This window comes from Pseudomonas alcaligenes (assembly GCF_041729615.1).
In the GTDB taxonomy this organism is placed as follows: Bacteria; Pseudomonadota; Gammaproteobacteria; order Pseudomonadales; family Pseudomonadaceae; genus Aquipseudomonas; species Aquipseudomonas alcaligenes_B.
In genome coordinates this window covers 1215489-1236424 of sequence record NZ_CP154874.1, presented here as the reverse complement: position 1 = coordinate 1236424, position 20936 = coordinate 1215489, and the positions used below count along the sequence as shown (strand labels likewise).

At 66.6% G+C, this 20936-nt stretch carries 17 protein-coding genes; all 17 read right to left on the bottom strand.

Features of this window, described 5'->3' with window-relative positions:
* Positions 1 to 104: 104 nt before the first annotated feature.
* The 17 genes from urtD to aroQ all read right to left on the bottom strand — a co-directional run bounded on the left by urtD (position 105) and on the right by aroQ (position 20894).
* Positions 105 to 956, bottom strand: coding sequence for an urea ABC transporter ATP-binding protein UrtD (gene urtD / locus AAG092_RS05895; protein ID WP_373388935.1), 852 nt, complete (start codon positions 954 to 956; stop codon positions 105 to 107).
* On the bottom strand, positions 953 to 2044 hold the full coding sequence (gene urtC, locus AAG092_RS05890; protein WP_373388934.1) for an urea ABC transporter permease subunit UrtC: 1092 nt from the start codon (positions 2042 to 2044) through the stop codon (positions 953 to 955). Before urtC ends, urtD begins: the two co-directional genes overlap by 4 nt.
* On the bottom strand, positions 2044 to 3615 hold the full coding sequence (urtB, locus tag AAG092_RS05885) for an urea ABC transporter permease subunit UrtB (RefSeq protein ID WP_373388933.1): 1572 nt from the start codon (positions 3613 to 3615) through the stop codon (positions 2044 to 2046). Before urtB ends, urtC begins: the two co-directional genes overlap by 1 nt.
* A gap of 175 nt (positions 3616 to 3790) precedes the next feature.
* Entirely contained in the window at positions 3791 to 5056 is a 1266-nt protein-coding gene (gene urtA, locus AAG092_RS05880) for an urea ABC transporter substrate-binding protein (RefSeq protein ID WP_373388932.1), read from the bottom strand.
* Between the two features lie 14 nt (positions 5057 to 5070).
* Complete coding sequence (locus AAG092_RS05875) at positions 5071 to 5841, bottom strand: GntR family transcriptional regulator (protein WP_373388931.1); 771 nt, start codon at positions 5839 to 5841, stop codon at positions 5071 to 5073.
* Between the two features lie 4 nt (positions 5842 to 5845).
* Complete coding sequence (gene atzF, locus AAG092_RS05870; protein ID WP_373388930.1) at positions 5846 to 7639, bottom strand: allophanate hydrolase; 1794 nt, start codon at positions 7637 to 7639, stop codon at positions 5846 to 5848.
* A gap of 166 nt (positions 7640 to 7805) precedes the next feature.
* Positions 7806 to 8399 (bottom strand): MarC family protein, encoded by a 594-nt coding sequence (locus AAG092_RS05865; protein WP_174237177.1) that lies wholly within the window; start codon positions 8397 to 8399, stop codon positions 7806 to 7808.
* A 70-nt stretch (positions 8400 to 8469) separates the two neighbouring features.
* A complete protein-coding gene (locus tag AAG092_RS05860; RefSeq protein ID WP_373388929.1) occupies positions 8470 to 11235 on the bottom strand; it encodes a response regulator in 2766 nt (921 codons plus the stop codon).
* Between the two features lie 142 nt (positions 11236 to 11377).
* Positions 11378 to 12667 carry a phosphoribosylamine--glycine ligase gene (purD, locus tag AAG092_RS05855; RefSeq protein ID WP_373388928.1) on the bottom strand — a complete coding sequence of 430 codons (1290 nt, stop codon included), beginning with the start codon at positions 12665 to 12667 and terminating at the stop codon, positions 11378 to 11380.
* 217 nt (positions 12668 to 12884) lie between these two features.
* Positions 12885 to 14492 carry a bifunctional phosphoribosylaminoimidazolecarboxamide formyltransferase/IMP cyclohydrolase gene (gene purH / locus AAG092_RS05850; RefSeq protein WP_373388927.1) on the bottom strand — a complete coding sequence of 536 codons (1608 nt, stop codon included), beginning with the start codon at positions 14490 to 14492 and terminating at the stop codon, positions 12885 to 12887.
* 83 nt (positions 14493 to 14575) lie between these two features.
* Positions 14576 to 14911, bottom strand: coding sequence for a DNA-binding transcriptional regulator Fis (fis, locus tag AAG092_RS05845; RefSeq protein WP_110681068.1), 336 nt, complete (start codon positions 14909 to 14911; stop codon positions 14576 to 14578).
* Entirely contained in the window at positions 14908 to 15906 is a 999-nt protein-coding gene (dusB, locus tag AAG092_RS05840; RefSeq protein ID WP_373388926.1) for a tRNA dihydrouridine synthase DusB, read from the bottom strand. The genes fis and dusB overlap by 4 nt, the downstream gene beginning before the upstream one ends.
* 212 nt (positions 15907 to 16118) lie before the next feature.
* Positions 16119 to 17525, bottom strand: a complete 1407-nt coding sequence (locus tag AAG092_RS05835; RefSeq protein ID WP_373388925.1) for a DUF3426 domain-containing protein — start codon at positions 17523 to 17525, stop codon at positions 16119 to 16121.
* Positions 17526 to 17586: 61 nt separating this feature from the next.
* Complete coding sequence (gene prmA / locus AAG092_RS05830; protein ID WP_373388924.1) at positions 17587 to 18468, bottom strand: 50S ribosomal protein L11 methyltransferase; 882 nt, start codon at positions 18466 to 18468, stop codon at positions 17587 to 17589.
* A 122-nt stretch (positions 18469 to 18590) separates the two neighbouring features.
* Positions 18591 to 19946, bottom strand: coding sequence for an acetyl-CoA carboxylase biotin carboxylase subunit (gene accC / locus AAG092_RS05825; protein ID WP_110681072.1), 1356 nt, complete (start codon positions 19944 to 19946; stop codon positions 18591 to 18593).
* A gap of 17 nt (positions 19947 to 19963) precedes the next feature.
* The gene (gene accB, locus AAG092_RS05820) at positions 19964 to 20425 is read right to left on the bottom strand and encodes an acetyl-CoA carboxylase biotin carboxyl carrier protein (RefSeq protein ID WP_110681073.1); all 462 of its coding nucleotides are present in this window, start codon (positions 20423 to 20425) and stop codon (positions 19964 to 19966) included.
* A 25-nt stretch (positions 20426 to 20450) separates the two neighbouring features.
* Positions 20451 to 20894, bottom strand: coding sequence for a type II 3-dehydroquinate dehydratase (gene aroQ, locus AAG092_RS05815; RefSeq protein ID WP_110681074.1), 444 nt, complete (start codon positions 20892 to 20894; stop codon positions 20451 to 20453).
* Positions 20895 to 20936 lie beyond the last annotated feature (42 nt).

The window sequence follows — 20936 nt, the reverse complement described above, 5'->3', positions numbered from 1 at the left end:
TCTCCCGCCGGCGGGAGAGGGGAGCAAGTGCGCAGTGTCGGACCTTGGCTCCGCGCAAGTTCCCTCTCCCATTTATGGGAGAGGGTTAGGGAGAGGGTGGTTGTTCAGCGACCGAGGTAGACCTCTATCACCCGTTCATTGGCCTGCACTTCTTCCAGTGAGCCCTCGGCCAGCACGCTGCCCTGGTGCAGCACGGTGACGTGGTCGGCGATGGTGCCGACGAAGCCCATGTCGTGCTCGACCACCATCAGCGAGTGCTTGCGTGCCAGTGACTTGAACAGCTCGGCGGTGAACTCGGTTTCGGCATCGGTCATGCCCGCCACCGGCTCATCGAGCAGCAGCAGTTGCGGGTCCTGGACCAGCAGCATGCCGATCTCGAGGAACTGCTTCTGGCCGTGGGACAGCAGCCCGGCGGGACGATGGCGCGAGCTCTCCAGGCGGATGGTGGTCAGCACTTCCTCGATACGCTCCTTCTGCGCGCCGGAGAGCCTGGCGCGCAGGCTGGCCCATACCGACTTGTCGGTCTTCAGCGCCAGTTCCAGATTCTCGAACACGCTGAGCGCCTCGAACACCGTGGGTTTCTGGAACTTGCGGCCGATGCCGGCCTGGGCGATCTCGACCTCGCTCATCTGCGTCAGGTCGAGGGTTTCGCCGAAGTAGGCGTGGCCGTTGTCCGGGCGGGTCTTGCCGGTGATCACGTCCATCATGGTGGTCTTGCCGGCGCCGTTGGGGCCGATGATGCAACGCAGTTCGCCGACGCCGATGTACAGGTTGAGGTCGGTCAGTGCGCGGAAGCCGTCGAAGCTGACGTTGATGCCTTCCAGGGTGAGGATGGTGCCGTGGCGCACATCCAGGCCCTTGGCCGCAGCGCTGCCGAGACCGACCGCGTCGCGGCCGCTGCCGGCCGGGTCGAAGGCGGGTTCGAGCATGAATTCGGGTACTGGAGCGGCTCTCATTGGTCCTTCTCCTTCTTGATCAGACCGATCACGCCTTTCGGCAGGAACAGGGTGATGACGATAAACAGCGCGCCGAGGGCGAACAGCCAGTACTCGGGGAAGGCCACGGTGAACCAGCTCTTCATGCCGTTGACCATGCCGGCGCCGAGCAGCGGTCCGATCAGCGTGCCGCGGCCGCCGAGGGCGACCCAGATGGCCGCCTCGATGGAGTTGGTCGGCGACATCTCGCTGGGGTTGATGATGCCCACCTGCGGCACGTACAGCGCGCCGGCCAGGCCGCACAGCACGGCGGAGAGCACCCAGATAAACAGCTTATAGCCGCGCGGATCATAGCCGCAGAACATCAGGCGGTTCTCCGCGTCGCGCACGGCGGTCAGTACCCGGCCGAACTTGCTGCGCGCCAGGGCAAAGCCCAGCGCCAGGCTGCCGGCCAGCAGCAGCACGGTACAGAAGAACAGGAAGGCGCGGGTGCCCGGCGCGGTGATATCGAAGCCGAGAATGCTGCGGAAGTTGGTGAAGCCGTTGTTGCCGCCAAAGCCGGTTTCGTTGCGGAAGAACAGCAGCATGCCGGCGAAGGTCAGCGCCTGGGTCATGATCGAGAAATACACGCCCTTGATCCGCGAGCGGAAGGCGAAGAAGCCGAACACCAGGGCCAGCAGGCCGGGCGCGAGCACCACCAGGCACATCGCCCAGAGGAAGCTGCTGGTGCCGTACCAGTACCAGGGCAGCTCGCTCCAGGCGAGGAAGCTCATAAAGGCGGGCAGCCCATCTCCCGCACTCTGGCGCATCAGGTACATGCCCATGGCATAGCCGCCCAAGGCGAAGAACAGGCCGTGCCCCAGAGAGAGCAGGCCGGCGTAGCCCCAGACCAGGTCCAGCGCCAACGCGACAATGGCGTAGCAGAGGATCTTGCCGACCAGGGTCAGGCCGTAGGCCGAGACGTGCAGTGCGTGGTCTGCCGGCAGCAGGTGCAGCAGCGGCATGGCCAGCAGCACAGCCAATACCAGCAGGCCGATGGAGAGAGAAGCCTGCGGACCCAGTTTCGCCGTGGCGCGGGCCAGCAGCGTTTGGTTGAGTGCTTGAGTCATCAGTCGATCACCCGTCCCTTGAGTGCGAAGAGGCCCTGCGGACGCTTCTGGATAAACAGAATGATCAGCGCGAGGATCAGGATCTTGCCGAGCACGGCGCCGATCTGCGGCTCCAGCAGCTTGTTGGCGATGCCGAGGCCGAAGGCGGCCATGACGCTGCCGGCCAGCTGGCCGACGCCACCGAGCACCACCACCAGGAAGGAATCGATGATGTAGCTCTGGCCCAGGTCCGGGCCGACGTTGCCGATCTGCGACAGGGCCACGCCACCGAGGCCGGCGATACCGGAACCGAGGCCGAAGGCGAGCATGTCGACCTGGCCGGTCGGAACCCCACAGCAGGCTGCCATGTTGCGGTTCTGGGTGACGGCGCGGACATTGAGGCCGAGGCGGGTCTTGTTCAGCAGCAGCCAGGTCAGCGCCACCACGAACAGCGCGAAGCCGATGATCACCATGCGGCTGTAAGGCAGTACCAGGTTCGGCAGCACCTGCACGCCGCCGGACAGCCAGCCGGGGTTGGCGACTTCGACGTTCTGCGCGCCGAAGATCACCCGCACGGCCTGGATCAGGATCAGGCTGATGCCCCAGGTGGCCAGCAGGGTTTCCAGCGGACGGCCGTAGAGGTGGCGGATCACCGTGCGCTCCAGCGCCATGCCGATGGCGGCGGTGACGAAGAAGGCCACCGGCAGGGCGGCCAGCGGATACAGCGCCAGGTAGCCGGGAGCGAAATTCTGGAAAGCGATCTGCACCATATAGGTGGTGTAGGCGCCGAGCATCAGCATCTCGCCGTGGGCCATATTGATCACGCCCAGCAGGCCGAAGGTGATGGCGAGACCGAGGGCGGCCAGCAGCAGGATCGAGCCGAGGCTCAAGCCGCTAAAGGCCTGGCCGAGCAGCTCGCCGACCAGCAGGCGACGCTTGACCTGGGCCAGGCTGGTTTCGGCGGCGGTGCGTACCGCGGCGTCGCTTTCCACCCCATCGGCCAGCAGGCCTTCCAGGCGGGTGCGGGCCAGCGGGTCGCCGCTCTCGCCGAGCAGGCGCACGGCGCTCAGGCGCACGGCCGGGTCGGGGTCGACCAGCTGCAGGTTGGCCAGGGCCAGGGCCAGGGCGGCGCGCACGGCCTCGTCCTGCTCGCCGGCGACGCGGGCGTTGAGCAGTTCCAGCTGCGCCGGCTTGGCGCTCTTCTGCAGCTGCTGGGCGGCGGCCAGGCGCGTGGCCGGCTCCGCGGCGAGCAGTTGCTGGCTGGCCTGCACGTTGGCCAGCAGGCCGCGCAGACGGTTGTTCAGGCGCAGCTTCTTCGGCGTGCTGGCTGGCAGGGCCTCGCCTTCGGCGGCGACGAACTGGCCATCCTGTTCGATGAAGGCCTGCTTGGCGCTGTCGACGGCCAGGCGCCCGCCCTGCAGGGCATCGAGCAGCGGCTGGCGGGCGGGATCGGGCTGTGCGGCCCAGCGCTCCAGGAGCTTGGCCTGCTTGGTCGGGTTGGCGGCGACGAAATCATTGGCGTCGCCGGCATGGGCGGTCAGTGGCAGCAGCAGTGCCAGTGACAGCAGGATTCGATAAAGGGCAGTGGGCATACGAAGGATCCTTGGGGTACGCCGGAATATTCCCTCTCCCATTGATGGGAGAGGGTTAGGGAGAGGGGCTTGGTCTGGCGAACCCTCTCCCCCGGCCCCTCTCCCGCTAGCGGGAGAGGGGAGGCAGACCGCAGCCCGGGTGCAACCGGGAACGGCCTAGCGGACTACTTAGGGCTTAGTTGGACTTCACCGCATAGTCCGGCTTCTTGTCGTTGCCGGGGATGAAGGGGCTCCACGGCTGGGCGCGCAGCGGGCCTTCGGTCTGCCAGACGATAGAGAACTGACCGTCTTCCTGGACTTCGCCGATCATCACCGGCTTGTGCAGGTGGTGGTTGGTCTTGTCCATAGTCAGGGTGTAGCCGCTCGGTGCGGCGAAGGTCTGGCCGGCCAGGGCTTCGCGGACTTTGTCGACGTCGGTGGTGCCGGCTTTCTCGACGGCCTGGGCCCACATGTTGATGCCGACGTAGGTGGCTTCCATCGGGTCGTTGGTCACCGCAGTCTGGTAGTTCGGCAGGTTCTTGGCCTTGGCGTAGGCCTTCCACTTGTCGACGAACTCGCTGTTGACCGGGTTATCCACGGACTGGAAGTAGTTCCAGGCGGCCAGCTGGCCGACCAGCGGCTTGGTATCGATGCCGCGCAGTTCTTCCTCGCCGACCGAGAAGGCCACCACCGGGATGTCGGTAGCTTCGATGCCCTGGTTGGCCAGTTCCTTGTAGAACGGCACGTTGGAGTCGCCGTTGACGGTGGAGATCACCGCAGTCTTGCCGCCGGCGGAGAACTTCTTGATGTTGGCGACGATGGTTTGATAGTCGCTATGACCGAAGGGGGTGTAGACCTCTTCGATATCCTTGTCGGCCACGCCCTTGCTGTGCAGGAAGGCGCGCAGGATCTTGTTGGTGGTGCGCGGGTAGACGTAGTCGGTACCCAGCAGGAAGAAGCGCTTGGCCTCGCCGCCGTCCTCGCTCATCAGGTATTCCACGGCCGGGATGGCCTGCTGGTTCGGCGCGGCGCCGGTGTAGAAGACGTTCGGCGACATCTCCTCGCCTTCGTACTGCACCGGGTAGAACAGCAGGCCGTTGAGTTCCTCGAACACCGGCAGCACGGACTTGCGCGATACCGAGGTCCAGCAGCCGAAGACCACGTCGACCTTGTCCTGGGTCAGCAGCTGGCGCGCCTTCTCGGCGAACAGTGGCCAGTTGGAGGCCGGGTCGACCACCACCGGTTCGAGTTGCTTGCCGTTCACGCCGCCCTTCGCGTTGATCTCGTCGATGGTCATCAGCGCCATGTCTTTCAGCGAAGTTTCGGAGATGGCCATGGTGCCGGACAGCGAGTGCAGGATGCCGACCTTGATGGTCTCGGCGGCCTGCACGGTCCAGGTCATGCCCATGGCGGCGATGGAAGCGGAAAGGGTGAAGGCCTTGATCAGGCTGCGACGTTGCATAGTGCGATCTCCATTCACGAACTTGAGTGTTGAACTGCTGGGTTGTTGTTATCTGTTGTGGCAGTGGAACCAAGGTCATCGCGTCCCCCCCGCGCCGCCGGCGCCTTCTGTCGGGCGCTGTGCAGCATGTGCAGGGTGATCTTGCGCACTTCCGCCTTGCTCTCTTCGATATGGGTCCTGAGCAATAGCTGTGCCTCTTCGCAACGGCGCGCGAGGATCGCGCCAAGAATTCGTCCATGCTCGTCGTAGGTGGCGGTAATCCGTGGCCGCTGGGTGAAGTCCAGGCGCCTTAGAATGCGGATCTGCTCGGTGACCTCCTGGTGCACGCGGGCCATCTCGCGATTGCCGCCGGCCTCGACCAGCTGGCAGTGGAACTGCTCGTCGAGCAGGGAAACCGCCTTGCCGTCGTGCAGGCGCTGCTCGGGTTGCACCAGCCAGGTGCGACCGAGCTGCTGCAGGGCGGGACCCGGCTCGACTTCGGGGCGCTGGCACAGGCGGCGCACCGCCTCCAGTTCCAGCACGATGCGCAGGTCGTAGAGTTCCTCGAAGCGCGCGAAGTCCAGCGGGCTGACCTGCCAGCCGCTGCGAAACTGCACCTGTACCTGGCCTTCGCGCTGCAGGCGGTACAGCGCCTGGCGCACCGGCGTGCGGCTGGCGGCCATGCGCTCGGCCACCTCGCCCTCGCTGAAGCGATCGCCCGGCAGCAGGCGGAACTCGAAGATGTCCTCCTTCAGCTGCCGGTAGATGGCATCGGCCAGGCTCGGCGGTGCGCCGCGTCGGGGCATGGACTCAGCCCTGCTGGCTGGCGATGAAGGCGCGCCAGCCGCCGAAACCGGTGATGTCCCGTGCACCCTCCAGCGCATAGGGCTCGCAGATGAAGCCCTTGACCCAGCGCCCGTCGGCCAGCTGCAGGTTGCCGATGCCCAGCGGTGGTGGAATCTCGGCGACGAATTCGCCGAAGCGTGCCTGCGGCACGTCCCACAGCTCGACGATGATCTCGGCGCCGTCCTCGGCCACCCGCGCCAGGCCCGGCTTGGGCGGCACGGTGCCGGGCAGGGCGTAGAGGCGGTAGTGGGCCGAGCTGGTGGTCTGCTCGACCAGCACCGCATCGCGGCTGGTGAGCTGGAAGTTCAGCGGCATGCCGGTGAGGTGCGCGCCGACCACGGCCACCCGCACGCTGCCCGGCGCCTGGACCGGCGCGCCCTGGGGCGGCAGCGCGCGGCCGGTGGCACCCAGCGGCAGGGCGCGGAAGTCCTGCCAGCGCCGGCCGAGGGCGGCCAGTGCCTGGTCGTGCCAGGCCGGGGCGAGCAGGGTGATGCCGGCCGGCAGGCCGTCGGCGCGCAAGCCCGCGGGCACGGCCAGGGCGCAGAGGTCGGCGAGGTTGGTGAAGTTGGTGTAGGTGCCGAACTGGCTGTTGAACAGCACCGGTTCGGCCTGCATCTCGGCCAGGGTGCGAATGGTCGGCGAGGTCGGCACCACCAGGGCGTCGAAGTCGGCCAGGGCCTCGTTGATCCTGCGGCTCAGCTCGGCGCGGATGTACTCGGCCTTGTAGGCGTCGCAGGCGCTGTATTTCTCGCCGCCCGCCACGATGCCGCGTATCACCGGGTTGATATGCGCGGGGTCGACGCCCTCGACCGCCACCGTGCGTTCGGCGACCCAGGAGCCCTGGTAGAGCTGCGCGGCCAGTTCGCGGAAGGGGGCGAAGTCGATCTCCACCAGCTCGGCGCCCAACTCGCGCAGCTGGCCCAGGGCCTGCTCGAACACGGCCTGGTTCTGCGCATCGCCGAAGAACTCGGGGGCGGCCGGCACGGCCAGACGCGGCTTGGCCGGCATGCCGACCTTGGCGCTGTTGGGGTTTTCCCTACTGTAGGGATCGGCGGCATCGAAGTCGCCGGCGATAGTGGCCACGGCCTGGGCATCGGCCACGGTCAGGGCAAACACCGAGATGCAGTCCAGGGTACGGCAGGCCGGCACCAGGCCGCGGGTCGACAGCCAGCCCTTGGTCGGCTTGAGCCCGACGATATTGTTGAAGCCGGCCGGCACGCGGCCGGAGCCGGCGGTATCGGTGCCCAGGGCGAAGGGCACCAGGCCGCGCGCCACCACGCTGGCCGAGCCGGAGCTGGAGCCGCCGCTGACGTAATCCGGATCGAAGCTGTTGGGCACCGCGCCATAGGGCGAGCGGGTGCCGACCAGGCCGGTGGCGAACTGGTCGAGGTTGGTCTTGCCGATGACGATGGCGCCGGCGGCGCGCAAGCTGGCGACTACGCAGGCGTCGGCCGCGGCGGTGTAGGCGAACTCGGGGCAGGCGGCGGTGGTTGGCCAGCCGGCGACGTCGATATTGTCCTTGATGGCGAAGGGCACGCCGTACAGCGGCAGCTTGGCCAGGTCGCCGGCGGCGGCCAGACGCTCGGCCAGCTGCTCGAGCTGGGCCTGCAGCTGCTGCGCAGAGGCGAGGCTGATCCAGGCGGGATCGCTGTCGCTCAGTTCGGCCAGCAGCTCGGCCAGCACGACCGGTTGCAGGTGCTGGTTGCGATAGGCCTGTTGCCAGTCGGTCAGGGTCCAGCCGCGGGTGCTGTGCGACATTGCTGCGGATTCCTTCTTGTATCCAAGTTGGTATCCGCAAAGCAGAAGCTATGCCAGTCTGTTAACTGACTGATTTATATGATTTTTATCGTGGTTGATAGCGCGCATGGGCGTCGCGGTTGCCCTCTTTGGGGGCCGCGCGCCCGGCGCTGGTGCGTGCGGGTGATCAGGGGGCCAGGTAGCCCTTGACCCCGGTGAAGATGATCTGCGCGGCCAGGGCGCAGACGAACAGGCCCATCAGCCGGCTGAGGATCTGCAGGCCCTGCTGGCCGAGCAGGCGCTCGACCTTGTCGGACAGATAGAGCACCAGGCCTACCGTGACGCTGGCAATGGCGATGGCGGCGATGGCGATCAGCTTGTCGTCCCACTCCGGCTGGCTGATGCCCATCACCAGCAGCGCACCGATGGTGCCGGGGCCCACGGTGAGCGGGATGGTCAGCGGTACGATTGTGACGTCCTGGTTGACGTTGTCGGCCTGCACTGCCGACTTGCCCTGGGCCATGCCCAGCGCCGAGATGAACAGCACCGAGCCGGCGCCGATGCGGAAGGCATCGGCGGTGATGCCGAAGATCTCGAAGATGGTCTGGCCGAACAGGTACAGCAGCACGCTGGAGATCAGGGTGCCCAGCGCCACCTTCCAGGCCAGCCGCTTGCGCTCCCTGGTGCTGTAGCCCGGCGTCAGGCCGATGAAGCAGGACAGCACGAAGAACGGGCTGTAGAGAACCAGCATCTTCAGGTAAATGGTGAACAGCAAGGACAGCATGGGAACGGCTCGCCAGTGGAAGTGCAGCACAGCATAGAGGGCGACGGCTGGAGGCCGCTACCCGGGTTCAGGAGGGCAGGGCGTCACGCTGGCGGCGTTCGCGCTCGCCGACCCAGTGGGCGATCAGCTCGCGCAGCTGCGACATTTCCACCGGCTTGGACATGTGCCCGTCCATGCCGACCTGGCGTGCGCGCTCTTTGTGTTCGGCGAGGATGTGCGCGGTCAGTGCCACCACCGGCGTGCGGCCGCGCCGCTCGCGCTGCTCCCACTCGCGCAGGCGCTCGGTGGCGGAGAAGCCATCGAGCACCGGCATCTCGCAGTCCATCAGCACCAGGTCGTACTGGCGTTCCTGCATGGCGCGCAGGGCCTCCTCGCCGTTGCTGGCGGTGTCCGGCTGCAGGTTGAGCTTGCTCAGCATGCCGCGGATGACCTTGGTGGAGATGCTGTTGTCCTCGGCCACCAGGATGCGGAAGTCCTCCGGCACCTGCAGCGGGCCACTCTCGGCCGGTTGCAGCCGGGGGATACCGGCCTGGCGTTGGGCCAGTTCGTCGGCCAGGGTGGTCTTCAGCGTGTAGCCGGCCACCGGCTTGGCCAGGATGCGCTTGATCCCGGCGTTGCGCGCGATGATCTTGCTCGGCGCGTTGCTGATGCCGGTGAGCATGATCAGCAGGATGTCGTGGTTGAGGTTGGGGTCTTCCTTGATCTTGGCGGCCAGCTGCATGCCGGTCATGCCGGGCATTTCCTGGTCCAGCAGCACGGCGTCGAAGAACTCGCGCAGGTGCGCCTTGGTGCGCAGCAGGGCCAGGGCCTCCTTGCCGGAAGCCACCGCGCTGACCTGCAGGCCCCAGGCCGTGCACTGCTGCACCAGCACCTTGCGACAGGTCTCGTTGTCGTCCACCACCAGCAGGCGCGCGCCCTGCAGCGGGCCGTCGAGGTCGGCGGTGGGCTGCTCCAGGCGCTGCGGGTCGAGCGGCAGGGTCAGCCACAGGGTACTGCCGGCGCTGCCGCCGCTCTGCACGCCGAACTCGCCGTCCATCAGGCGCACCAGCTGGCGGGCGATGATCAGGCCGAGGCGGCCGCCGAGCTTGCTGCTGGAGAGGAAGTCGCTGCTGTGCAGCTGGCTGTTGAGCAGGGCATCGCGCTCCTCGGCCTCCAGCGGACGGCCGCTGTCCTGCACGGCGATGCGCAGGCGCGGAGTCTTGCCTTCGGTATCCAGGGCCACCACCAGCAGGACTTCGCCCTCGTCGGTCTGGCGGAAGGCGTTGTCCAGCAGGCTCAGCAGGGTCTGGCGCAGGCGCGTGGGGTCGCCGCTGACCACCCTGGGTACCTGCGGCTGGGTGAAGCTGATCAGCTCGACCTTCTGCTGCTCGGCCTTGGCGCGGAAGATGTCCAGGCAGTCGTCGATCAGGGCATTGAGGTCGAACTGCACGTCGTCCAGCTCGATCTGCCCGGATTCCAGCTTGGAGATGTCGAGGATCTCGTTGATCAGGGTGAGCAGCTCGTTGCCGGAGCTGTGGATGGTCTGCACATAGTCGCGCTGCTTGGCCGACAGCGGGGTGCCGAGCAGCAGCTCGGTCATGCCCAGCACGCCGTTCATGGGGGTGCGGATCTCGTGGCTGATCTTCGCCAGGAACTCGGCCTTGGCCTTCAGCTCGGCGCTGCTGGCGGCCTCGCGGGTGCTCTGGAACAGGGTCTCGCGCTGGATCTGCCGCTGCCGCTCGGACAGCGCGATGCTCAGCACCAGGCCGGCGACCATGGCCACGCTGAACAGGCTGAGCACCAGCCAGCCGGGGTTGAGCTGGTCGAAGCCGAACAGCACCGGGCCGAGCACGGCGAAGCCCAGGTCGAAGATCGCCACGCCGGCGAACACCAGGCGTGCCGGACGGTAGCCGCCACGCCAGTGCACCAGTGCGATGGCCGGTACGGTCAGGGCCACCAGCACCACCAGGCCGTAGACCAGCCAGCTGTGCCAGAACAGACCGGTGAAACCGATCATGGCCGCGGCGGCGGCGATCAGGGCGAATTCACCGTGCAGGACATGGCGCAGCGGGCTGCGTTCGGCCGGGCTGCCGCTGAAGAAGAAACGGGTGTAGCCGAGGATGCACAGGGCGGCGGCCAGGGCCGCCAGGTCGGCGATCAGCGACTGGTTGTAGCTCTGCTCCGGCAGCAGCACCGCCAGCAGGCCGATGTTGGCGGTGGCGCAGACGGCCAGGGCGACGTGCATGCCGGCCAGCCACAGGTTGCTGGCGGTGGGCGAATAGGCCATGCGCAGCAGGTTGAACAGGGCCAGCAGCAGCAGGCCGCCGAGCAGCGCGCCGAACAGATAGGCGGGTTTTTCCTGGGCCACCAGCTCGGGTTCGTCGATGACCTTGAACCACATCATCAGTGCATGGTTGGAGGTCATGCGCAGGTAGGCGGTGCGCGGCTGGTCGTCGTTGGGCAGGCTGAACAGGTAGGCCCGCGAGGGCAGTGGCCGCGAGCTCAGGGTCAGGGCCTCGCCGGTGCGCAGCTGCTGTTCCAGCTCACCGTCCTTGACCAGGTAGAAGTCCAGATGCTGCACGCGCGGGGCGAACAGCCACAGCCAGTGCGGGCTGGACAGGGCGCGGGTATCGACTTTCAGCCAGATGGCCTGGGGCGAGGCGGGGAGGGTGAAGGCCAGGCGGTCCAGCGGCTGGAAGCGCGAGCGCTGGGCCTGGACCTCGGTGAACGTCAGCTCGGCCGACTTGTCCAGCAGGATCGACCAGCTGTCTCCGGTGGTATTGGGCGCAGCCGAGGCCGACAGCCCCAGGAGCAGGCTGACGAGAAGTCCTGTGGCGATCCAGAGCCGGCGCACGGCAGAGTCCCTTCGGTGAGTGATCTCCGGATTATAGCTAGGGCTTATGGACAAAAGGCAGCCATCTAGGCTGCCTTAATGAGGGTTTTACCGCATCTTTACCTTGCGGCCGGTCGCAATAGTGCGGACCGGCCGCCGACTGTCACTTCTCGCCCTGTTCGCGGGCGATGGCGCGGTAGCCGATGTCGGTGCGGTAGAAGCTGCCGTTCCAGCGGATCTGCTCGGCCAGGCGGTAGGCCTGCTGCTGGGCGGACGACACGCTCGGGCCGATGGCGGTGGCGCACAGCACGCGGCCGCCGGCGGTGACGACCTGGCCGTCCTTCAGCGCGGTACCGGCATGGAACACCTTGCCGTCGATCTTGGCGGCGGCGTCCAGGCCCTCGATCACGTCACCCTTGGCGTAGTCGCCCGGATAGCCACCGGCGGCGATCACCACGCCCACGGTCGGACGCGGGTCCCAGGTCGCCTCGACCTTGTCCAGCGCCTTGGCCAGCGCGGCCTCGACCAGCAGCACCAGGGAGGATTCCAGGCGCAGCATGACCGGCTGGGTCTCCGGGTCGCCGAAGCGGCAGTTGAACTCGATGACCTTGGGCTTGCCGGTCTTGTCGATCATCAGGCCGGCATAGAGGAAGCCGGTGTAGACGTTGCCTTCGCTGGCCATGCCGCGCACGGTCGGGTAGATCACTTCGTCCATCACGCGCTGGTGCACGTCCGGAGTGACCACCGGAGCCGGCGAGTAGGCGCCCATGCCGCCGGTGTTCGGGCCGCTGTCGCCGTCGCCGACGCGCTTGTGGTCCTGGCTGGTGGCCATCGGCAGCACGTTCTCGCCGTCGACCATGACGATGAAGCTGGCTTCCTCGCCGTCGAGGAACTCCTCGATCACCACGCGCGCACCGGCATCGCCGAAGGCGTTGCCCGACAGCATGTCGCGCACGGCTTCCTCGGCCTCTTCGAGGGTCATGGCGACGATCACGCCTTTACCGGCAGCCAGGCCGTCGGCCTTGACCACGATCGGTGCGCCTTTCTCGCGCAGGTAGGCCAGGGCCGGCTCGACTTCGGTGAAGTTCTGGTAGTCGGCAGTCGGGATCTTGTGGCGGGCCAGGAAGTCCTTGGTGAAGGCCTTGGAGCCTTCCAGCTGGGCGGCGGCGGCGGTGGGGCCGAAGATGTCCAGGCCGCGCGAACGGAACAGGTCGACCACGCCCTTCACCAGCGGCGCTTCCGGCCCGACTATGGTCAGCTGCACGTTCTTCTCGGCGAAGTCGGCCAGCTGCTCGATGGCCAGCACGTCGATGGCGACGTTCTCGCACTTGGCCTCAGTGGCGGTGCCAGCGTTGCCCGGGGCGACGAAGACTTTCTCGACGCGCTTGTCCTGCGCCACTTTCCAGGCCAGGGCGTGCTCGCGGCCGCCGCTGCCGATGATCAGTACGTTCATGGGGTATCTCCTGACCGTAGCCCGGATGTAATCCGGGGCTTTTGAGTGGGGTGTTCCCGGATTTCATCCGGGCTACGACGCAAATCTTTCGGGCCGCGATGGAGCTGGTGGATGCTAGGCGCGGAGGGCTTCGATAAGCGCAGTTGCCGACTGGCAATGAGCATTAGCGAAGTCGTCCGCAACAACGCAGACGCCTGCTACAGCGCGGCCATGCCAATCAATGGCGGAAGTGGCGCATGCCGGTGAACACCATGGCAATGCCGGCTTCGTCGGCGGCATCGATCACTTCCTGGTCGCGCATCGAGCCACCCGGCTGGATCACCGCGGTGATGCCGGCCTTGGCGGCGTTGTCGATGCCGTCGCGGAAGGGGAAGAAGGCGTCCGAGGCCATCACTGCGCCCTTCACTTCCAGGCCGGCATGCTCGGCCTTGATGGCGGCGATGCGCGCGGAGTTGACGCGGCTCATCTGGCCGGCGCCGACGCCGACGGTCTGGCGGTTCTTGGCATAGACGATGGCGTTGGATTTGACGAACTTGGCCACTTTCCAGGCGAAGATCAGGTCGTGTACTTCCTGCTCGCTCGGCGCGCGCTTGGTCACGACTTTCAGGTCGCTGGCGGCGATCATGCCGATGTCACGGCTCTGTACCAGCAGGCCGCCGTTGACGCGCTTGAAGTCCCAGCCGGCGGCACGTTCGGCCGACCACTCGCCGCACTCCAGCAGGCGCACGTTGGCCTTGGCGGCCACCACGGCGCGGGCCTCGGCGGAGACTTTCGGGGCGATGATCACTTCGACGAACTGGCGCTCGACGATGGCCTTGGCGGTCTCGCCATCCAGCTCGCGGTTGAAGGCGATGATGCCGCCGAAGGCGGATTCGCTGTCGGTGGCGTAGGCCAGGTCATAGGCCTTGCGGATGCCGCCTTCGTCTTCCGGTACCACGGAAACGCCGCAGGGGTTGGCGTGCTTGACGATGACGCAGGCCGGCTTGACGAAGCTCTTCACGCACTCCAGCGCGGCGTCGGTGTCGGCCACGTTGTTGAACGACAGTTCCTTGCCCTGCAGCTGCTTGGCGGTGGACACGCTGGCTTCGCCCGGGGTGGCCTCGACATAGAAGGCCGCGCTCTGGTGCGGGTTCTCGCCGTAGCGCATCTCCTGGGCCTTGATGAACTGGCTGTTGAAGGTGCGCGGGAAAGCGCCGCGGCCTTCGGTGGAGAGGGTGTCGCGGCTCTGATCGATGGTGCCCAGGTAGTTGGCAATCATGCCGTCGTAGGCGGCAGTGTGCTCGAAGGCCTTCAGCGCCAGGTCGAAGCGCTGGGCATAGGTCAGGCCGCCGGCTTTCAGCGACTCGACTATGCCGGCGTAGTCGCCGGCGTTGACCACGATGGCGACGTCCTTGTGGTTCTTGGCCGCGCTGCGGACCATGGTCGGACCGCCGATGTCGATGTTTTCGATGGCATCGGCCAGGTCACAGCCCGGCTTGGCCACGGTGGCGGCGAAGGGGTAGAGGTTGACCGCGACCAGGTCGATCGGCTGGATGCCGTGCTCTTCCATCACCGCGCCGTCGAGGGCGCGACGGCCGAGGATGCCGCCGTGGATCTTCGGGTGCAGGGTCTTGACGCGACCGTCCATCATTTCCGGGAAGCCGGTGTAGTCGGCGACTTCCACGGCTGCCACGCCGTTGTCCTTGAGCAGCTTGTAGGTGCCGCCGGTGGAGAGGATTTCGACGCCCAGGGCGACGAGCTCGCGGGCGAACTCGAGGATGCCGGTCTTGTCGGAGACGCTGATCAGGGCACGGCGAACGGGGAGGCGGGTGGTCTGGTCGGTCATTGCAAAGTCCATCGGAGCTTGGGGTTCAGTAAAAAAGGGCGACCCTTTCAGCTTGCGGGCCGCCCTTTTCCAGGATTCGCTGCTTACAGCAGATCGTATTGCTTGAGCTTCTTGCGCAGGGTGCCGCGGTTCAGACCGAGCAGCTCGGAGGCCTTGGTCTGGTTGCCCTTGACATGGTTCATCACGGTCTCCAGCAGCGGTGCCTCGACCTCGGTCAGTACCAGGTTGTAGACGTCGGTCACTTCGGCCCCCTCGAGGTGGGCGAAGTAGTTGCGCAGGGCCTTTTCGACGCTGTCGCGCAGGGTCTGGCCCTGTTCGAACGGCGTGTTCAGGTGCTGCTTCAGGTTGGCGTTGTCGCTCACGGGTACTGCCCCATCAAAAACTGATTGCTCAAAAAAAGGCTCGGTCATCCTCGTCATGCGGCCACCCCTTCTCCTTTATTGTTCTGCTCGGCGAAGAACTGCCGAACGGCGGTGCACTGCGCGTCCGTACTTTCCAGACGATTGAACCCGGCGCGGAACTCGCGAGCGCCGGGCAGGGTTGCCAGGTACCAGCCGACATGCTTGCGGGCGATGCGCACGCCCATCACTTCGCCATAGAAGGCGTGCAGCGCGGCCAGGTGCTCCAGCAGGATGCGTTCTACTTCGTAGAGGGTCGGCGCCGGCAGCTCCTTGCCGGTTGCCAGGAAGTGGGCGATTTCGCGGAAGATCCACGGTCGCCCCTGCGCCGCACGGCCGATCAGCAGAGCATCGGCGCCGGTGGCGTCGAGCACGGTACGGGCCTTGTGCGGCGAATCGATGTCGCCGTTGGCGAACACCGGAATGGATACCGCCTGCTTGATGGCGGCGATGGTGTCGTACTCGGCCTCGCCGGTGTACAGGTCGGCGCGGGTGCGGCCGTGCACGGCCAGGGCGGCGATGCCGGCCTGTTCGGCGATCTTGGCCACGGTGACGCCGTTTTTGTTCGCCCGGTCCCAGCCGGTGCGGATCTTCAGGGTGACCGGCACATCCACCGCCTTGACTACGGCGTGGAGAATCGCCGTCACCAGCTCTTCATCTTTCATCAGGGCTGAGCCGGCGGCCTTGTTGCAGACTTTCTTGGCCGGGCAACCCATGTTGATGTCGATGATCTGCGCGCCCATCTCCACATTGCGCCGGGCGGCCTCGGCCAGCATCTCGGGATCGCCGCCGGCGATCTGCACCGAGCGTGGCTCCGGATCCCCCTCGTGCACTAGGCGCAGGCGCGACTTGCGGCTGTTCCACAGGCGCACGTCGCTGGTGACCATCTCGGAGACCACCATCCCGGCGCCGAGGCGCCGGCACAGCTGCCGGAACGGCTGATCGGTGACGCCCGCCATGGGGGCGAGGATCAGCTGGTTGGGCAGTGTGTAAGGGCCGATGCGTACCACCGACATGGTCATCCCTGTTGTCTCGAAGGTCGTTTCGGGCAATGGCGTAGCCTGCCAGGGAGCGAAACGGCGATCGGGGGAGTGCGAAAAAGGGAGGGCATGATACCCGCTCTCGATGACCGGATAAAGGCTGTTTTGAACAAATTATGAGCAGCCATCGGGTTATCGCCTTTGGCTAGGAGAAGTGCCGCAAGCGCCGGGAATCCGGCGCTTGCGGCCTATTCGGGAGAGTGGAAGCTGAGGCTGTAATTGACCGCCTTGGCGCCCGGATCCTTGATCTCCAGGGAGATGTGGATCGGCGTCTGCGGCGGCATCTCATCCTGGCCGGCCAGCTCGCCGCTGAGGTACTCGCTGGGGCGGAAGCGGCTGCTGGCGATCAGCTGGCCGTTGAGGTCGGCGAAGCGCAGCTCCAGCAGCGGGAAAGGCTGGGCGAACTGGGCGCGGTTGTAGAGGATGGCATCGACCATCAGCGCGTCCATGTACTGCGGGTGGCTGCGCACCACCAGGTTGGTGCTGCGGATCTGCGTGATGTCGACCTTGGACGGCAGGCTGCAGCCGATCTCCGGGCAGAGTGCCTCGAACCAGGGGCGGTACTGGTCCTGGCGGGCCAGTTCCTCGAAGTGGTAGATCACGTACTGGGTGGCCAGGGCGCCGGCGGCGATCAGGTTCAGCAGGCTCCAGCCGATCCAGCGACCCCAGGGCTTTCTGGGCTGTCGCCAGTCCAGTTGCAGCGGATCGTCGCTGAGTGCCAGCAGGCTGTCATCGCGCAGCGCTGGCTCGCTGCGAGCCGGTTTGGATGGCGCCGCGACCACCGGTTCGGCGGTGATGCCGTAGTCGCCGTCGGCGATTTCCTCGGGCTCGTCGGTGCCGAGGTCGCCCAGTACCGGCTCGTCACGTTCGCGTGCAGATGCTTCGATGGGTTGCGCCCTGTGCGGTGACTCGGTCTTGGTTGTGGGAAGCGGGCTGGGTGCAGTGTGCTGCTCCGCTCGGGCGGCTTGCTCGGAGTGGGATTCCTCGGCGCGTGGGCGCGGCATCGGGGTGGGCTTGCGCGGCGCCTCGTCTTTGAGCAACGACTCGGCCCAGCTCTCGTCATGGCGCTTGTCCTCGTCCTCGCCGCGCAGCAGGCGTTCGGCCGGCTTGGGGGCGCTGTCCATGGCCAGGAACTCGCGGGACAGCTGCATTTCCTGTTCTTCCAGCTTGGCCAGCTCCTCGTCCAGGTCGAGGTTGTCCAGATCCAGGTCGTCGTGAATCCACAGGGTGTCGACGGACTTCTTCTCGGGCGCCGCTGGCTGGCTGGGCTTGACCGGCACCGTTGGCGTGGCGGCGGCCGGCGCGGGTGCGGCGGGCGGTGGTGCTACAGGCGCCGGGGCGGGCGCAGGGTGGGGCGGTGCGGCGGTGGTTGCGGGGGCGGCCGGTTTCGTCGCTGCCGGTGCGGGAGTCGCTGCGGGCGATGACGTAGCTGGTTTGCTGGCCCGGTTCTGGTCCACCAGCAGCTGCTGGGCGGCATTGAACACGCGCATGCAGGCCCCGCAGCGCACCGCACCATGGGCCGCGCCCAACTGGGCGCGACTGATGCGGAAACTGGTACGGCAGTGGGGGCACTGGGTGACGAAACTGTCGGTCATGCGGCGGTCCGTGCGAAACAGGGCGCTAGTTTACCCAAGCCGGGGCCCGGGTAGACAAGCTCTAGGCGCGTTTGACGCCGCTGATGCGGACCCAGCCGTCCTTGATCGCGGTCGGATCCAGGTCGAAGGCGCCGGCGTAGGCGGCGCGCACTTCCTCGGCCTGTTCGGCGAGGATGCCGGACAGCGCCAGGCGGCCGCCGGCCTTGACCAGGGCGGTGATCTGCGGGGCCAGAGATACCAGCGGGCCGGCCAGGATATTGGCCACCACCACCTCGGCCGGCTGCTGCGGCAGGTCGGCGGGCAGGTAGACCGGGAAGCGCGCCGGGTCGATGCCGTTGCGCCCGGCATTGTCGCGCGAGGCCTCCAGGGCCTGCGGGTCGATGTCGGTGCCGAGCGCCTGGGGCGCGCCGAGCAGCAGGGCGGCGATGGCCAGGATGCCGGAGCCGCAGCCGAAGTCGAGCACGGTGCAGCCGGTGAGGTCCTGGCCGTCCAGCCATTCCAGGCACAGCGCGGTGGTCGGGTGGGTGCCGGTGCCGAAGGCCAGGCCCGGGTCGAGCAGCAGGTTGACCGCCTCCGGCTGCGGCGCGGCGTGCCAGCTCGGCACTATCCACAGACGCTGGCCGAAACGCATCGGCTGGAAGTTGTCCATCCAGCTGCGCTCCCAGTCCTGGTCCTCGATGTGCTCGATCTGGTGCTCGGGCAGCGGGGCGCCAGTAAGCAGTTCGAGGTGCGCGACCAGATTGGCCGGGTCGGTGTCGGCCTCGAACAGGGCCAGCAGGTGAGTGTTGGACCACAGCGGGGTGGTGCCCAGGTCCGGCTCGAAGATCGGCTGGTCCTCTGCGTCCATGAAGGTTACCGACACGGCGCCGACGCCGAGCAGGGCGTCCTCGTAGGTCTCCGCCTGCTGCGGGGTTATGGCGAGACGGACTTGTAACCAGGGCATGGCGAACCTCATGGGCGGTGTAGCGTGGGCGCGCAGCTTACTTGAGGGGGCGGTGCCCCGCCAGTTCAGGCGCTGAAACGACAAGGGCCGCCCGAAGGCGGCCCTTGCTCACGGCAGGATAATCAGTGCTTATCCATGCCCAGCTTCTTCTCGAGGTAGTGAATGTTCACGCCCCCCTTGAGGAAGCCCTTGTCGCGGGTCAGGTCGCGGTGCAGCGGGATGTTGGTCTTGATGCCGTCGACCACGATCTCGTCCAGGGCGTTGCGCATGCGCGCCATGGCTTCGTCGCGGGTGCGACCGTAGCTGATCAGCTTGCCGATCAGCGAGTCGTAGTTCGGCGGTACGGAGTAGCCGCTGTACAGGTGCGAGTCGACGCGGATGCCGTTGCCGCCCGGAGCGTGGAAGTGCTTGACCTTGCCGGGGCAGGGCATGAAGTTGTCCGGGTCTTCGGCGTTGATCCGGCATTCCAGGGCGTGGCCGAGGATCTTCACGTCTTCCTGCTTGATCGACAGCTTGTTGCCGGCGGCGATGCTGAGCATTTCCTTGACGATGTCGATGCCGGTGACCATCTCGGTGACCGGGTGTTCGACCTGCACGCGGGTGTTCATCTCGATGAAGTAGAAGCGACCGTCTTCATAGAGGAACTCGAAGGTGCCGGCGCCACGGTAGCCGATCTCGATGCAGGCATCGACGCAGCGCTTGAGCACTTCGGCGCGGGCCTTCTCGTCGATCAGCGGGGCGGGGGCCTCTTCCAGCACCTTCTGGTGACGGCGCTGCAGCGAGCAGTCGCGGTCGTACAGGTGGATGGCGTTGCCCTGGCCGTCGGACAGTACCTGGACTTCCACGTGGCGCGGGTTGCCGAGGAACTTCTCCAGGTAGACCATCGGGTTGCCGAAGGCGGCACCGGCCTCGGTGCGGGTCAGCTTGGCTGACTTGATCAGGTCTTCTTCCTTGTGCACCACGCGCATGCCGCGACCACCCCCGCCGCCAGCGGCCTTGATGATCACCGGGTAGCCCACTTCGCGGGCGATGCGCAGGGCTTCTTCCTCGTCTTCCGGCAGCGGGCCGTCGGAGCCCGGTACCACCGGCACGCCGGACTTGATCATGGCTTCCTTGGCCGAGACCTTGTCGCCCATCAGGCGGATCACGTCGGCGGTCGGGCCGATGAAGGCGAAGCCGGACTTCTCCACGCGCTCGGCGAAATCGGCGTTCTCGGCGAGGAAGCCGTAGCCCGGGTGGATGGCGGTGGCGCCGGTGACTTCGGCGGCACTGATGATCGCCGGGATGTTCAGGTAGGACTGCGCGCCCGGTGCCGGGCCGATGCATACCGACTCGTCGGCCAGGCCCAGGTGCATCAGTTCGCGGTCGGCGGTGGAGTGCACGGCCACCGTCTTGATGCCCAGCTCCTTGCAAGCGCGCAGGATGCGCAGGGCGATTTCGCCACGGTTGGCGATCAGGACTTTCTCCAGCTTCTGCATCGCAGGTTCCCCGCGCATCAAACGATGGTGAACAGGGGCTGGTCGTACTCAACCGGCTGGCCGTTCTCGACGAGGATCGACTCGATCACGCCGCTGGCCTCGGCCTCGATGTGGTTCATCATCTTCATGGCTTCGACGATGCAGAGGATGTCGCCCTTCTTCACGGTCTGGCCGACTTCGGCGAAGTTGGCGGAGGTCGGCGAGGCGGCGCGGTAGAAGGTGCCGACCATCGGCGAGCGCACCACGTGGCCGTTCAGCTTGGCAGCGGCCGGCGCGGCTTCGGCGACGGGTGCGGCGGCGACCGGTGCGGCCGGTGCGGCGACCGGGGCCGGCGCTGCGGCATACACCGGCTGGGCGGCCATGGCCTTGTTGCTGTGCCGGCTGATGCGCACGGACTCTTCGCCTTCGCGGATTTCCAGCTCGTCGATACCGGACTCTTCCAGCAGCTCGATCAGTTTCTTGACTTTACGGATATCCATAGCTTTTCAACTCCCAAGGGTGAGGTCAGGGGCGTTCTAATTGTTCCAGGGCGGCCTCCAGGGCCAGTCGATAACCGCTGGCGCCAAGGCCGCAGATCACTCCCACCGCTACGTCGGAAAAGTAGGAGTGATGGCGGAAGGGTTCGCGCTTGTGCACGTTGGACAGGTGCACTTCGATGAATGGGATGCTCACCGCCAGCAACGCGTCACGTAATGCGACGCTGGTATGGGTGAAAGCCGCCGGATTGATGAGGATGAAGTCGACTCCTTCACCTTTCGCCGCATGAATGCGCTCGATCAGCTCGTACTCGGCGTTGCTCTGCAGGTACAGCAGGTGATGGCCGCCGGCGCGGGCGCGCTGCTCCAAGTCCTGGTTGATCTGCGCCAGGGTGGTGGAGCCGTACTTGTCGGGCTCGCGGGTGCCCAGCAGGTTGAGATTGGGGCCGTGCAGCACCAGGAGGGTGGCCATGGGCGCTTCCTTGTTGTTCTGACCGTGGATTGGCCGGGACTA